Source organism: Microbacterium sp. HJ5 (assembly GCF_054824025.1).
In genome coordinates this window covers 12,900-28,057 of the sequence record NZ_JSYE01000024.1, presented here as the reverse complement: position 1 = coordinate 28,057, position 15,158 = coordinate 12,900, and the positions used below count along the sequence as shown (strand labels likewise).

The following is a 15,158-nucleotide window of genomic DNA, read 5'->3' as shown; positions in this document are numbered from 1 at the left end:
CCTCACGTCACCTGTGCGTCAGGTCAGCAGCATCACGAGAGCACCGGCCGACGCGAGCGCGACGACCGCGGCGGAGACCACCACGAGGAGCACGCGGCGGCGGCCCTCGACCCGGACGGCACGCTCCAGGCTCTCATGGTCCACCGGCGCGGCCGAGCCACCCGGCTCCGCCGGGCGCGTCGGCGCCGGCGCACGGACCGCGGTCACGGTCGGCACCGGCCGCGGCGCCTGCGGCGTGCGCAGGGCGGCGGCATCCGGTATGCGCGCATCGCGTACGCGCACGGCGGTGGGGTCCGCCTCGAGAGGAGCGGCCGGCGTGGCCGATGGAGCCCCCGGCCGCAGAAGAGTGTCCTCGTGCTCGGGAACGGTATCGACGCCGGCCATGCCGGGCCGGGACGCGAGAACCTCCACGGGTTCCGGCTCGGCAGTCGAGCGGCGGCGCGCCGAGACGGCCGTCGCATCGTCGGGCATCGCGACGGCCGGATGCCGGCGGACGGCGAGCTCGGTGACATCGTCGGACGCGGGCGCGGGCTCAGCCGCACGGCGGCGCGACGAGATCACGGTGCCGTCGTCGGGCGCGGCCTGACGCCGGCGCGACGAGATCACCGTCCCGTCATCGGGCTCGGGGTCAGTCGGACGCCGGCGTGACGAGACCACCGTCGCATCGAGCGGCGCCTCGCCCTCGAGAGGCGCCTCGGCGGCGACCGGCACCGAAGCCGCGGCGATCCGCCGGGCGGACGGGATCGTCTCGTCGGGCACCGCTCCCGCGCCGCCGCGACGGGCGGAGAGCTGGGTCGCCTCGACGTCGTGGCCTTCCGGCACCCCCGCGGAGGCGGCCTCGCGCTCCGGATGAGGCTCGTTCGACGTCATCGGCTCGCATCGTCCGGCGCGAGCCGGAGTTCGGCGTCTCCGACGAGGAGGCGTGCGGGGGCGCGATGCGCGGCGCCCGGCGCGATCTCGCGCTCGGCGCCGTCGGACGCGATCAGGATCGTGCCGTTCGTCGAATGCAGGTCGGTGACCGACCACTCGTCGTCGTGGCGCTCGAGCCGCAGGTGCGTCTTGGAGACGGTGCCGTCGCCGACCTCGATGAGCTGGGCGTTCGGGTAGGCGGTGCTCGGCGCGGGGCGTCGCCCCACCAGGACGACGTCGGCCGTGAGCGGCACCGCGGTGCCCGTCGGGAGGGTCAGCGACCACGCCAGGCGACGGCGGTGCGCGATCACGGTCGCCTCGACCTCGTCGGGGATCTCGGGGAGCACATGCTGGGCCGACACCGAGGTGCGCGCCGAGCGAGGGGTGCCGGCATCCGGCGCCCCGGCCACGGCCGAGACCTCCCCTGACGCCTCGGGGAACGCGTCGCCCTCGGGCAGCGGCGAGCGTGCGGGAGCCCACGGCTCGGCCTCGGGAGCGCGGCGGGCGGCGGGCACGCGCGTCACCGACGGCGAGGGCTCGACGGCCTCGGTCTCATCGACGACCCCGCCCGGGACGGCGGCGATCGGGTGCGGGGCGCCCTTGACCGCGGCGGTGACCTCGCCGGTCAGCTCGCCCACCGCGCCGAGCTCGAAGCCGCCCCAGCCCTGGTTCGCGCGCGCGGACGACGCCGGCGCGGGCGCAGCGGGCAGCGCGTCGGCTTCGTCGTCGATCGGGCGGGCGGGCGCGGGATCGGCCGGACGTGCGGGCGCGGGATCGGCCGCAGGCGCAGGCGCGGGCGGCTGCGGAGCGGCGGATGCCGCGGCCGGGTGCACCGGCACGAACGAGATCGGCTCCTCGGCGGCCGCCGGAGCAGCCGGCATCGTGGGCACCGGCGGAGCGGGTCGCGCCGGCGCGGACGGCGCCCAGCCCGCGATCGAGCCCGAAGCGGGCGCCGGTGCGGCCTGGGCAGGCGAAGGCAGCGGAGGCGGAGGACCGGCATCCGCCGGCGAGAAGCCCGGCAGGCGCCTCTCCCCGGCCGGCGCGCGGCCTTCGTCAGCCGGCGTGCGGTGATCGGCGTCCGCACTGCGGCGGACGCCGGCGCCGCTGTCGGCTCCGACCCAGCGCGCCGAGCCGAAGCCGAGGACGGTCGCCCACACCGGCAGCAGCAGCGCCGCGAGCACCGTCATGCCGACGCCGAAGCCGAACGCGACGTTGATGCGGTAGCAGGCGATGACGACGACCACCCACAGTGCGATGGCGCCGAACCCGGGGATCACGGCGAGCAGCACGAACCACGGCGAGAGGCCGCCGAGCTGCAGCAGCACGATCGTGTTGAGGATCGGGACCCACGCCTTCCACGGCTCCTCGCCGGACTTGCGGAACACGGCGGACAGCGCGAGCGCCGTCCACACGTAGACGGCGGCGAACGCGATCAGCGAGATGAGTATCCCGGCGACGACGGCGGATGCATCGGCATTCATGGCAGCTGACGCACGGGCTGGAGGGCCCGGCGCTTCCCCCTCTCGGCGAAACGCGTGCGGACACCCTGCGCGGGTGCCACGTGGCGGACGAACGATCTCAACGATACGGTCACGGCGAGTGCGCGCCAGAACCCTCGCTCCCTTGCGAGGACTCGACGCTCCTCGTCGACCGAGCGCCAGAACTCCGCCGCGTCGGCTTCCGTCTCGTCTCCGGACGAGAATACGGCGCGATCGGCGACGTCGGCGAGCCGGAGGCCCGCCGCGGAGTCGAAGCCCTCGGCGAGCTCACGGCGGGTGCGGGCGCGCGGCGCGTCGCGGCCCGCGTCCACCGCGGCATCCACGTACTCCTCCCAGCCGCCGGCGATGCGCGCGGCGGGCGTGCCGGTCCGACGGCCGCGACGACGCGTCGCCTTGGCGCCGACGATCACGAGGAACGGCCCCAGCGCGAGGCCGAGGATCAGCAGGGCGACGCCCACGATGCGCAGCATCGGCCAGAGCCAGGCGAGATCGAGCCCCACCTCCTCGCCGTCGGGATCGCTCGCCGCGGAGTCCTCCTGCAGCGGGTCGGGAGGGATGACCTCCTCGACGGCGTCGGGGCGCACCTCGGTCACGACCTCGGGGTCGCGCTGCTCGGTGACGTCGAGGCTCGGAGACTGGGCGTACTGCGGCGTCACGTCGACGGGGACCCACTCGCCGGTGGACGAGTGCACCTCGGTCCAGGCCGAGAGATCCCGCCCGCGGCAGACGCCGTCGTCGCACGCCGCGAGCCCGGGCTCGGTCTCGCCCAGCCGGGCGCCGAGCACGACCCTCGAGGGGAAGCCGAGCTCGCGCGCGATCAGGGCGACGGCGACCGCGAACTGCTCGTCGTCGCCGACCGCCGCGACGAAGTTGCCGGATGCCTCGGCGCGGGGATCGTTCTCGCGCTCGAGCAGCCGCGCGAACATCGCGTCGATCCGCGCGAGCGAGTGACCCGAGGCGCTGGGCTGGAAGGTGTAGCCGTCGAGGTCCTGCGCCCAGACGAGCTCACCCTCGCCCTCCGTCAGCCCGTGGCTCAGGTAGCCGCGCTCGCGCAGGAGCTCGACCAGCTCCACCAGCGCCGCCCCGCCGGTGGCGGTGGCATGCGCGTCGATCCACGCGCGCAGGCTGTCGGGGGCGGCGACGCTGCCGTCGACGCCGCCGGGAGCCTCGACCTCGGCGAGCGCCGGAAGGTCGGGCTCGACGCCCCGCGCGACGTAGCGGTCTCCCGGCTCGAGACCGCCGCCGGCGGTCTGCACGCCCGCCGACGCGTCGGCGTTGTAGTAGAACCGGTCCGCGAGCGAGGCTGCCCGGTCGCCCGAGAACGTCACGGCGGCGAGGCGGCCGGCCGTGGGCATCCAGATCCCGTCCAGACCCTCGATCGAGACCTCCGCTTCGACCGGGGTGCCGGCACCGGCGTCGAGTGCCGACGGCACGCGGACGAACCGGCCCGCGTCGACGGCACCCTCCCCGCCGCTGCGGAAGACCTCGCCGTCGTACGCGTCGAGCGTCGCCAGCCGAAGGCGCGCGGGAAGCTCGCCCGCGGACTCCACCGTGAAGAGCACCTCGTCGGCGCGTTCGTCGGTGAACAGCCCTCGGTATTCGGCCAGCGGGCTCACGGCGGCCGACACGTCGATCTCGGGGCCGACGGCGGTGCGGAGCACCTCGCGCTCGGCTCCACGCGCCGCGAAGGGCACCACGGCGACGGCCACGACGAGTGCGCCGGCGATCATGGCCGCGCCGAGGGCCGCGCGTCGGCGGTCCGCTCGCGACGGCTTGCGCGAGACACGGACGCCGCTCGACACCGCGGCGCGCTGGAGGGCGCGGACCCGCTCGTGGTGCGTGCGCCACGCGAGCCACAGGAGGCACGCGAGCAGACTCGCGGCACCCAGGGCCGTCTCCAGCGGGGCGTAGAGGGTGACGGGCCCGATCTCGAGAGGCGCGCTGACGGTGGTGCGCCCGAAGAACAGCCCGAACCACACCATGCCCAGGGCGACCGGCACCGCGGCGTAGGCGATGCGGCCGTCCCGCCAGGACAGCAGCGGCATGGCGCACGTGCCGACGAGGAACACGAGCAGCGCCGGGACGAGGAGGTTGCGGTACGCTCCCACCGGGAGCTCGACGGTGACGAGGTCCTTCCATGCGAAGACGACGCCGGATGCCAGCTCGGCGAGCCCGCGCAGGAGCTCGGACGGCGTACCCAGCCGCGAGGGCACCGCGAGCGGCACGCCGACGAGGAGGAACGAGGCGCCGAGCGCGGCGGCCACGAGCCACCCGCCCCAGCGACGTCGCCATGCGACGGCCGCGATCGCACCCGCCAGGACGACGGAGACGCCCACCAGCAGGGGAAGCTGCCACGAGCGGTAGATCGGCCACGACGCCAGCGCGGCGACTGCGACGATGACACCCGTGAAGATCGAGCCGGCGACGATGCGCGAGACGCCCCGCTGCGCGCGCTCGGCCGCAGGTGCGGCATCCGGGATCCTGGTCATGCCGTCGCCCCCCGCAGGAGCAGGCCCGACAGGTCGTCCAGCGTGCCCACGGTCAGCACGGTCAGCGCCGACAGCGGCTGCATGCGCGGATGCGCGCGCTCGTCGCAGATCACCGCGACGACGGCGGTGTCGGCGGGGAAGGCGAGCGCCGCCTGCTGCAGCCGTGTGAGCGTCACCCGCGAGCCGACGACGACGAACGCGATCGAGAGGCGGTCGCCCGACTCGGCGGTCAGGCGGCAGACGTCGGCGACGGGCATCGTGCTCTCGAGCGTCGCCACGCCGCTGAACCCGTCGAGCATGGGTCGCGGCGCCGCGGCGGGGATGTGCCGGATGGCCCGCAGACGCCCGCGCACCACGCGAGGGATCTCCGACCCCGTGACGATCTCGACGTCGCGCGCATCGCGCACCGCTCGCAGTCCGAGCGAGGCGGCACAGCTCACGGCGAGCTCGAACTCGTCGGCGTCGGCGTACTCGTGCTCGGCGACTCCCAGCACCACGGCCATGCGGGAGCGGCGCGACTCCTCGTACTGGCGCACCATGAGCCGGCCGGTCTTGGCCGTCGACTTCCAGTGGATCTGCCGGCGCGAGTCGCCGGGCGCGTACTCGCGGATCGCGTGGAACGACATGTCGGCGTCGACGAGGCGGCGGGTGGGGCTGCCCTCCAGGTCGCGGATCAGACCCGCGCTCGTCGAGGGGAGCGACGTCGTGCGCGGATGCACGAACAGATCGTGGACGTCGTCGAAGGCGTGCTCGCGCCGCAGGAGCCCGATCGGATCGCTGCGGACCGTCGTGGCGGGGCCCACAGTGACGATGCCGCGGCGCAGACCCGGGATGTCGAGCGGCTGCGACACGACGTGCCCGGGGCGCAGGAGCGGCACTCCGAACTCGACCAGGCCCGCTCCGACGGGGATGTCCAGGCGCCCCGGCAGGGCGATGCGGTGTCCGTCGTTGCGCACCACGATCTCGCCGGTGATGCCGTCGCCGGCGACGATGCGCTCGTGGGTGAGCGAGAGATCGACGTCGTACGACCGCGCGCCGAAGAGGAAGGGGACGGATGCCGCGACCAGCACGAGCGCGGCCGCGCCGGCCACCATCCACTCGACCCAGCCGAACAGGATGCCGAGCCCGAGTCCCACCGTCGCCGCGAGCACCACGAGCACGCCCGCCGGGCGGATCGTGCGCGCGCTCCACGCGGCCGCGGCCGCGATGGCGTCGCGGACCGAAGTCCACGCGCCGGCACCCCACACGGCGGCGCGCACGAGGGTGCGCGAGCGACCGGCCGACGTGACGGAGGTCGCCGTGACGTGCGTGCGGCCGCCGGTGCCGGTGGACGCCGACGTGCGGGTGAGACGGGACTCGGTGAGGCTCATACCGCCTCGCGCCGACTGGGCGGTGCCACGTCGAGGAGAACCTGGCCGACCACGGCCTCCTGGGTCACACCGTCGAACTCGGCCTCGGGGTGGAGGATCAGGCGGTGCGACAGCACGGCGACGGCGAGCGCCTTCACGTCGTCGGGCGTCGCGTAGGTGCGGCCCTGCGAGGCCGCACGCGTGCGCGTCGCGCGCGTGAGGGCGAGAGCACCGCGGATGCTGACACCCAGCCGCACCTCGTCGGCCGACCGGGTGCTGTCGACCAGGCGGGCGATGTAGTCCAGCACGAGCGCGTCCACGTACACCTGCGCGGCGAGGTCCGCCATGCCCACGAGCGCCTGCGGCGTGATGATCGGCGGCAGGTCCTCGGTCGGCACGGCCGCGCCGTCGAGGATGCGCACCGTCGCCGCGTGATCGGGGTAGCCGAGCGACGCGCGCATCATGAACCGGTCGAGCTGGGCCTCGGGCAGGCGGTAGGTGCCGGCCTGCTCGACGGGGTTCTGCGTCGCGAGCACGAGGAACGGAACACCGACCTGGCGCGAGACGCCGTCGATCGTGACGCGCCCCTCCTCCATGACTTCGAGTAGCGCGGACTGCGTCTTCGGGCTCGCGCGGTTGATCTCGTCGGCCAGCACGATGTTGGCGAAGATCGGGCCGGCGTGGAACTCGAAGACGCCCTCCTTCTGGTCGTACACGCTGATGCCGGTGATGTCGCCGGGCAGCAGGTCGGGCGTGAACTGGATGCGGGTGTTCGTCCCCTGCACCGACTGGCCCATGGCGCGAGCGAGCGAGGTCTTGCCGGTGCCCGGTACGTCTTCGAGCAGCACATGCCCGTCGCTCAGCATCGCCGTGAGGACCAGCTCCACCACGTGCCTCTTGCCGAGCACGGCGCGCTCGACGTTGTCGGCGAGCTGGGAGAACGTCTGGGCGAACCAGGTCGCCTGCTCCTGCGTGATCGTCATTGGCTGTCCTCTGTGGTAGGGGCGGGGGCGTGGGGAGAATCGGATGCCGGTGTCACGGGTTGCCCTGACCGGGGGTGTTGGGGTCGCACTCGGCGGAGAACGTGGTGTCGATCGGCGCCAGGCCCCAGCCCTGCGCGCCCCAGTCGACGACGACCCCGACACCGGCGACGCGCACAGCGCCGACGGGCACGGCGAACGTGTCGGGCGCCGGCCGAGGGACGACCTGATCGTTCTCGTCGTAGAAGACCATCGCGCCGTTCTTGAAGGTGATGGCCGCGAGTCCGCCCGTCGACTCCCCCGCCGCGACGAGGTCGGAGCCGCCTACGCAGCTGGCCACCCGCCAGCTGGCCTGGACCTGGTACGGCGCGCTTCCGGCACGGGGCGTCACGTCCGCCCACGGCGTCGCGGTCCCCCAGAACCGGTGCACATAGCGCACCTGGATGTTCGGGTTCTGACCGACCACCGAGGTGGGCGGACCTCCCCGGAACTCGACGTTGTTGTTGTTCGGGATCTTCTCGCTCGAGGTCGGCGTCTGGCGGATGATCCAGTCCGCGCGCTGCCCGTCGACGTTCGGGTTCGCGTCCACGACGAACGTCCACCCCTGCGGCGCACGCCCGGACTGCTGGGCACGGACCGTCTCCTGGGTCACCGCGCGGCCGAACTCCTCGTCGTCGCGCCATGACTCGACGCACATGTCGAAGCCGTACTCCTCGCCGTCCTCGAGGCCCGGGAACGTGGCCTGGGCGCCGTCGACCGTCGGCGTGCACACCTGCCCCGCGCGGACGATCCCGTAGCGCAGGCTGGAACCGTCGCCGTTGAGCAGGGCGGCGCCGCGGGCGGTGACCGTCGACGTGCCGTCGCCGTTAGAGGCCGAGGTCAGCGTCAGTCGCGGTTCGCGTGGCGCCCCGATGCCGTTGCCGGAGGTCACGACGGCCGCGCCCGACTCGCTCCCGCCGAGGCCCGGCGGCAGCGCGAAGCGCGAGAACGGCGTCACGGTGATGGGTGTCGCGGAGTTCGTGCCGACGCGGTAGCCCGGCACGTCGAGCCGCGTCTGGTTGGGGCCGACGGGGATGCGCACCGTCTCGCCCGTGGCGCTGGAGATCTCGAGGCTGCCCGTCTCGGACGGCACGATCCCCTCGATCGCGAGCGCGACGACTCCGCCCTCGCCCGTGCTCGTGGGCACCGCACGGGCGGTGACCTTCGACGGCGACGGCGGCGTGTCGTACGCCCAGGCGACGGTGCGCACGCCGGTGCGCGACTCGCCCACCGCGTTGACCGCGAACGCCTCGTAGGTGCGCTCCTCGCCGTTGGGTGCCGGGATGGGCGGGCACGCGCCGTCGGCGCCGCATTCGGCCACCTGGGCGCCGTTGTGGCGGATGGCGAAACCGGAGAGCGCCGGGTAGGCGAGCCGCGCCTCACCGGGATCGACCCGCAGCGTGACCGTGCCGTCGGCGTACGCGGTCTGGCCGACGCTCGCGGGCGCCTTGGGGTAGCCGAGCAGGTCGAGGAGCAGCCGGCCGTCGCGCTCGGCCGTCGTCACGCGGCCCTGCGCGTCGCGCACCGAGAAGGTGGCGGAGCAGGTCGCCCCCGGAGCGTCCGGCGCCCACGACGCGACGACGGAGGTCGGGGAGGCGACCGCGAACGACACGCCGATGCAGGCACCCGTCGGCCGCACCGCGACCACCTCGAGGGGCGTGCGCGGCAGGGGGTTGACCTCTCCGCCCGCGCCGATCACCGAGACGGAGCACGAGGATCCGGAAGACTGCGAGCACTGCTGGGTGGCCGAGCCGCCCTGCGGCAGCGTCGAGGGCGCCGCCCCGACCCGGAGGATCAGGCGGACCGGAGCGACCGACTCGTGGCTCGTGACCGAGACCATCGCCGCCTCCTCGGAACCCGGCACCGCGGCATCCGCTCCCGTCACCGTCACCGTCGAGCCTTCGAGCGACACATCGAACGCCGACCCGGTGTAGTCCAGCCCGTAGTCGATGCCGCCCCAGTCCTGACGCAGCTGCCACGTGGTCATGTCGCGAAGCTCGAAGGTCGCTGTCTCGCCGGGGCCGACGGTCATCGAACCGGGGCGCAGGACGGGCTGCGGGTCGAGGGCGTTCACGATGATCGGGACCGACAGGTAGGTCCAGTCCTCCTGCCCCTCGAGGCGCACCGGGACCTGGCACGAATCCGCCCACGGGGCTCCGGGGCCGGAGTCGTAGCGCACCGTCGCGCCGGACTCGACGGCGCACGCCGCGTCGGTGCGCGCGCCCGACACCCGTACGTCGGTGCCGACCTCGAGCCGGCTGCCCCGGGGCTTGGCCACGAGGTCGGTCATGTCGAACGTGACGGACTCGAGCTCGGTGACCTCCGGCGACGGGGCGCCGGCGCGGATCGTCAGGGCCAGGTCGTCGTCGCCGGGGACGCGGAGGAACGCGTAGGTCGTCACGTCGCCGGATGCGCCCTCGCCGGTCACGGCGAACGGGATCAGCCGGGTGATCTCGGGCAGCTCGCCGCTGAGCTCCCAGCCGTCGACGGCCACACCGCCGGGGTCGCCCCACAGCGAGACCTCCAGGTCGGACACGTCGCCGCCCGACCACGCCGCCTTGTCGTCGAGCACGTCGACGCCCTCCGGGAAGTCCTCGCGGGTCTCCGCGGTGAGGATGGTGTCGGCCACGACGGGGTAGTCGGGCACGTTCTCGCGCACGACCTTGACGACCATCAGCCCTCGCCCGGTGTTGCCCGAGCTCGACTCGATGTCGTAGAGGAACGACATGGTCGTCGGCTCGGTGCCCGCCTCGATCACGACCGTCGCGTCGTCGACGCTGCGGATCCGTTCGTCGAGACGGGTGAACTCCGGGTTGTCGCTGCCGTCCATGAGCGTGGCCGGCAGGTCGGGGCGCACGTCGGTGATCGCGAGCGATCCGAGCGTGGGGTCGACGTCGTTGGCGAGCGGGCTGACGCGGATGGTGTTGTCCTCGCCCGCCTGGACCTGCACGTAGTCCGTGAAGGTGACCGGGCTGGGGTTCGCCTGACCGTCGAGCACCCCGATCCGCACCGTCCCCTCGCCGGTGTCGCCGAAGGCGTCCACGACGCGATAGCGGAACGACACCTGCCCGGAGTCGCCGGGGACGCTCGAGTACAGGATCGAGGCGCCGTCGGCCGAGATCGTCGCGGCGCCCCGATCGGGCTGCTCTACGATCCGGTCCAGCATGACGACGTCGCCGTCGGGATCCATGCCGAAGCCGTCGAACTCGATCAGGGCCGACTGACCGCTCAGCACCCGGCCCTCGAGCGTGTCGGGGACCGGCGCGCGGTTGACCTCGTCCGCCAGCACGCGGATCCGCACACGGGCGGAGTCGGCGAGCGCCGGGGCGCCGGTCGTGAACACCGAGTAGTCGACGCCGTACTCGCCCGGTTCGGTCGGCGCGAGGTAGCGCAGCACGTCGCCGGAGGCGAAGGCGAGGGCATCCGTCGTCGATGAGCCGATCGAGGAGGGATCGAGCGTGGGGCGTCCGCCGGCGGGTGAGATGTCGTTCTCGAGCACCGGGATGTCGATCTGCGCACCGGCGCGGACCACGACGCTGTCGTCGACTGCGATGGGGGCGAGCTCGGGCGCGAGCGGGAGCAGGTAGACGGTCGCCTCGCCCTCGATGCGGGCCCCCTGGTCTTCGGTCCCGTCGCTCACGACGTAGGTCACGGTTCCCAGGCGGCCCGGTCCGCCGGTGGCCGTCGTGCCCGAGACTCGCAGGTTGTTCTGCCCCACCGCGTCGACCGAGAGCGTGGCGCCGTCGTCGGCCGTCGCGACGACGTCGCTGAGCAGCAGCACCCGCCGTGTGGGGTTGGACACCGCGGCGAACACGTCGAGGGTGGCGTCCTGCTGCGGGTGGACGAAGGCCACCACCGGCGAGGTCGCGAGATCCGCGGGCGCGTCGGCGGGGAGCAGTGTGATCCGTGCCGTGCCCGTCGCGTCCGTCGTGCCGTCGGTGACGGTGAAGTCGACGCGGAAGGTGCCCGGCTCGCGCGCCGAGAAGTCGAACTCCGTCGTCCCGTCCACGACCGTCGCGGTCGCCGCCGCGTCGTCGAGTACGCGGACCGACTCGACGGCGAGCGTTCCGGCGGTGCCGGTCACGTGCGGCGCGACGTCGACCGTGAGCGCCGCGTCGACGGTGTCGACCACGGCGAACGACTGAGCGACGAGCTGCGGCTCGGGCGACACGCGCACGACGAGCGACTTCTGCGCGGTGCGGCCACCGGTGTCGGAGACGGTCACGACCAGCTCGACCAGCTGCTCGCCGCCCTCACCGTCGTCGCTGTGCTGGTAGACGACATCGCCGGCGGGCGTCGCGGCGACGCTCCCCACACCGGAGATGTTCTCGACGGAGAGGAGCAGCAGCGGGTCGCCCTCGGGGTCGACCCAGCCCGGCAGGACGGGGACGGTGAGCGTCCCGCCCCGTGCGACCTCGGGCTCGGGCCACTCCAGGAGGCAGCGTTCGACGCCGCACCACTGCGGCGCGGTGTCGACGGAGGGATCCGCCGCCGTGAGGGTGACCGACGTCGGCTTCGAGAGCAGGCCGCCCTCGGCGGTGCCGTCGGTGACCGCGTACGAGAACGTCGCCGAGCCGCGGGCACCGGGCGTCGTGCGGACGGCCAGGCGCTGACCGTCGTCGGTGATCGACACGGTGCCGAAGCCGGGGTCGAGGCCCGTGACCGATGCGGGGTCGATGCTGAGCACGTCCTCGTTCGGGTCGTGGTCGTTCATGAGCACGGGCAGGGTCGAGAGGCCCCCCGGTCGCACACCGAACGCGTCCGGCTCGGCGATCGGCGGCTTGGGGTCGATCACGACGGGGAGCTGCTCCTCACTGGGAACGGCATCGCGATCGGTGCGGTCGTCGAGCGACCAGTCCTGGCTGGAGGGGATGAGCGCGCCGTCGGGCACGGCCCACGCCCACCCCGACCGGATGTCGTTGAGGATGACGGCGCGGTCGCTCGCCACGAAGACCGGCCGGCGCTCGTCGGGCAGGGTCTTGTCGCCGTAGTCGAGAGTGGTCTGCTCGCCGTCCGAGCGCCACAGTGTGCCGCCGTCCTCGCCCTGGCGGAGCCACGCGGCGTAGACCACACCGTCGTGCACGATCGGGCGCGCGGCGGTGCCGAGCACGGTCGCGCCCCCGCCGGTCGTCGTCTCGACGGCGGACCCGTCGACCGCGACGCGCACCAGCGACGTCTCGTCGGCGAGATAGACGTCGGTTCCCGTCGGATCAGGCTCGCCGACCACGATCGCCCCGGTCGTGCCCGCGTCGGCTGCGGCATCCGCTCCCCTGAGCCAGACCTGGCCGTCTTCGGTGTCGACCACCGCCCACGCATCGCCCGCAGCCGTGATCGCGGGCGCGGCCATGCCGTCGGCATCGAGCGGATCGCGACCCTCCACGTCGCCGGTGCGGATGTCGTAGCGCACGACCGACCCGTCTTCGCGGGAGTAGGCGAACAGGATCCCGCGGTCGTCGACGGCGATGGCATCGGCCGTGTACTGCGGCGCGTCCTCGTCGTCGGACGGGAACGGGTCGAGCTGCGCGGGCTCACCGGTCGAGAGCAGCCCGGCGAAGACCGTCCCGGCGTCGGTGCGGTACGCGACGAAGTCGCCGGCGGTCGCGACCTCGGTGGTGCCGGCCGGCGTGGAGGCCGATGCGCGCAGCGCCTCCTCGTCGAGATCGGCGGGCTGCGCCTCGTCGATGCGCGTCACCTTGCTCAGGCTGTCGCTGAAGATGTAGGCCGCGTCGCCCGTCTGCACCACGCGGTCGGGATTGCTGATCCCCCGGACGGTGTCGAGCTCGTCCACCGAGGTGTTCACGCGGGCGTAGCGGCGGCCGTCGCCGGTCTGGAGCGCCCACACCGCGGTGTCGACCTCGGGCGTCTCCTGCGCGTCGAGGCCCGGCCACACCACGCCGGCGACGATGATCACGGCGGTGGCGGCGCCGGCGGCGACGAGGCCCGCGAGGGTGCGGCGGCGCATCACAGCACCCCGGTGGCGAACATGGCGGCGATGAGCGCGCCGCCGACGACCACGGCGCCGACCGCGCCGCCGACGATCCACGGCATCACAGCGCGCCGCTTCGGAGTGGGTGACGAGAACTCGGTGTCCTCGTCGCGGGCGAGCCCGGAGACGCCCGTCGACGCGCGCCGCTTGCGCGTCGAGTCGCGCTCGAGGCGGGACCGCGCCGGACCCCGCAGCGCCGAGTCCGAGAAGTCGACGGAATCGGATGCCGGCGCCCACTCCTCATCGGGGATCTCGAGCGGCGTCGGCGACAGGCCGAGCTCGGCCTGCACCTCGCGCAGCGCATCGGCGAATGCGCGCGCGGACGCCTGGCGACGCGAGGGATCCCGGCTCATCGCGGTGGCGAGCACGGCCTGCAGCGAGGCCGGCACGTCCGCGCGGGCGATCTCCGTGTACGTGGCCCGCGCGATGCGGCGGCGGAGAAGGTCCTTCGTGTTCTGGCCCCGCTCACGGCGCTCGAACGGGCTGTGGCCCGCGAGCAGCGAGTACACCGTGGCGCCGAGGCTCCACACCTCGCTCGCGATCGAGCCGGCGGTCTGCTCGGCGACGACCTCCGGCGCGCTCCAGGGGATGGACATCGCGAGCACCTCGTCGGCGCTCTTCTGGATGAGTGACGACGAGATGCCGAAGTCGGCGAGCACGGGGGTGCCGAACGTCGTGATCAGGATGTTGCTGGGTTTGACGTCGCGGTGGACGAGCCCGGCGCGGTGGGCGGATTCGAGCGCCCCCGCCATGCGCACCCCGATCGCGAGGACCTCGTCGACCGGGATGCGCTCAATGCGGTAGCGCTGGGCCAGCGAGCCCGGGCAGTACTCCATCACGATGTACGGGCGGCCGTCGGCCGAGATGCCCGCCTGGTAGACGGTGACGATCGACGGATGGGCCGACAGATGCGCGAGCACGTCGGCCTCGGCGTTGAACATGCGCCGCAGGTCGGGGTCGCGGACGTCGCTCGGCATGACCTTCACGGCGACGTTGCGCCGCGGCATGTCCTGCTCGTAGAGGAAGACGTCGGCGAAGCCGCCCGAGCCGAGCGGGCGGATGTAGGCGAGCCCGGGGAGGATCGGGGGCGCGGAAGGGAGCCTGGTGGCGATGACTCCTCCTCCAGTTCATGCCGCCGGAAGAGCCGGCGTGCCGCTAGCACAGCAAACCCGGCCATGCTAACAAAGTCGTCTCCGCGAGGCTGAGCGCACCCTGATGCTGTGGACCGCCGCCGGCCCGCGGTCAGCCGGAGGACGGGTCGTGGGGGTCGAACGGGGCGTCGAGCGACCGGGTGAGCTCCTCGAGCATCGCCTCGATCTGCGGCTCGACGTACTCGGTGATCGCGGCCTGGATGCGCAGGCGGTGATGGAGCAGGATCGTGCACACCTCCCGCCCCACCATGTTGGCGTAGTCGTCGGCGAGCCCGACCTCCTGCCGGAGCGCCGCCTTGGCCTCGTCGCTCAGCGGAGGGAGCGCCGGGATGTCGGCATCCGCCTCTTCGGCGAGCCCCGAGATCGTGAAGAGGAACGGCGCGCCCGGCACCGGATCGGGGTCGAGCGGCAGGCCCTCGTACTCGGGCTCGAGGTCTTCGGCCGGGCGGTAGCTGCGAGAGCGGTTGCGCGCGGCCTGCTGGTCGAGCTCGGCCTGCAGCATCGGCAGGTTCAGCGACGTGTACTCCGCGACGGCGCGGTCGACGATGGTTTTGATGCGCGTCGAGAGCCCGTGCTGCACCCCGTGGGGCACATCCGCACCGAGACCGGCCGCCGACAGCACCGGCGAGCCGAAGCAGCGTCGGCAGGGGGCGACCCTGCCGCGGTGCGTGGCGGGCTCCCACCGGGGCAGCCACGCCAGCCAGGCGTCCACCGCCTGGCTGACCTGCGTCTCGAGAGACCGCTCCACGGTGACAA

The 15,158-nt window shown here is 73.6% G+C and carries 8 protein-coding genes; all 8 read right to left on the bottom strand.

What is annotated here, in order from left to right:
- Nucleotides 1-18: 18 nt before the first annotated feature.
- The 8 genes from OB08_RS11995 to OB08_RS11960 all read right to left on the bottom strand — a co-directional run bounded on the left by OB08_RS11995 (nucleotide 19) and on the right by OB08_RS11960 (nucleotide 15,150).
- Nucleotides 19-870, bottom strand: coding sequence for a hypothetical protein (locus OB08_RS11995; protein WP_461475014.1), 852 nt, complete (start codon nucleotides 868-870; stop codon nucleotides 19-21).
- Nucleotides 867-2,390, bottom strand: a complete 1,524-nt coding sequence (locus OB08_RS11990; RefSeq protein ID WP_461475012.1) for a DUF5684 domain-containing protein — start codon at nucleotides 2,388-2,390, stop codon at nucleotides 867-869. The genes OB08_RS11995 and OB08_RS11990 overlap by 4 nt, the downstream gene beginning before the upstream one ends.
- Entirely contained in the window at nucleotides 2,387-4,897 is a 2,511-nt protein-coding gene (locus OB08_RS11985) for a transglutaminaseTgpA domain-containing protein (RefSeq protein WP_461475010.1), read from the bottom strand. Before OB08_RS11985 ends, OB08_RS11990 begins: the two co-directional genes overlap by 4 nt.
- The gene (locus tag OB08_RS11980) at nucleotides 4,894-6,267 is read right to left on the bottom strand and encodes a DUF58 domain-containing protein (protein ID WP_461475009.1); all 1,374 of its coding nucleotides are present in this window, start codon (nucleotides 6,265-6,267) and stop codon (nucleotides 4,894-4,896) included. Before OB08_RS11980 ends, OB08_RS11985 begins: the two co-directional genes overlap by 4 nt.
- On the bottom strand, nucleotides 6,264-7,229 hold the full coding sequence (locus OB08_RS11975; RefSeq protein WP_461475007.1) for an AAA family ATPase: 966 nt from the start codon (nucleotides 7,227-7,229) through the stop codon (nucleotides 6,264-6,266). The genes OB08_RS11980 and OB08_RS11975 overlap by 4 nt, the downstream gene beginning before the upstream one ends.
- Nucleotides 7,230-7,281: 52 nt before the next feature.
- On the bottom strand, nucleotides 7,282-13,227 hold the full coding sequence (locus OB08_RS11970; RefSeq protein ID WP_461475005.1) for an Ig-like domain-containing protein: 5,946 nt from the start codon (nucleotides 13,225-13,227) through the stop codon (nucleotides 7,282-7,284).
- A complete protein-coding gene (locus OB08_RS11965; RefSeq protein ID WP_461475039.1) occupies nucleotides 13,227-14,363 on the bottom strand; it encodes a serine/threonine-protein kinase in 1,137 nt (378 codons plus the stop codon). The genes OB08_RS11970 and OB08_RS11965 overlap by 1 nt, the downstream gene beginning before the upstream one ends.
- 130 nt (nucleotides 14,364-14,493) lie before the next feature.
- The gene (locus tag OB08_RS11960; RefSeq protein ID WP_461475003.1) at nucleotides 14,494-15,150 is read right to left on the bottom strand and encodes a spermidine/putrescine ABC transporter substrate-binding protein; all 657 of its coding nucleotides are present in this window, start codon (nucleotides 15,148-15,150) and stop codon (nucleotides 14,494-14,496) included.
- Between the last annotated feature and the right edge of the window lie 8 nt (nucleotides 15,151-15,158).

What these genes read in the sequence shown, in the direction of transcription:
- OB08_RS11995 (WP_461475014.1), bottom strand. Translation starts at nt 870, where the DNA reads ATGACGTCGAACGAGCCTCATCCGGAGCGCGAGGCCGCCTCCGCGGGG.
- OB08_RS11975 (WP_461475007.1), bottom strand. Translation starts at nt 7,229, where the DNA reads ATGACGATCACGCAGGAGCAGGCGACCTGGTTCGCCCAGACGTTCTCC.
- OB08_RS11985 (WP_461475010.1), bottom strand. Translation starts at nt 4,897, where the DNA reads ATGACCAGGATCCCGGATGCCGCACCTGCGGCCGAGCGCGCGCAGCGG.
- OB08_RS11980 (WP_461475009.1), bottom strand. Translation starts at nt 6,267, where the DNA reads ATGAGCCTCACCGAGTCCCGTCTCACCCGCACGTCGGCGTCCACCGGC.
- OB08_RS11970 (WP_461475005.1), bottom strand. Translation starts at nt 13,227, where the DNA reads ATGCGCCGCCGCACCCTCGCGGGCCTCGTCGCCGCCGGCGCCGCCACC.
- OB08_RS11990 (WP_461475012.1), bottom strand. Translation starts at nt 2,390, where the DNA reads ATGAATGCCGATGCATCCGCCGTCGTCGCCGGGATACTCATCTCGCTG.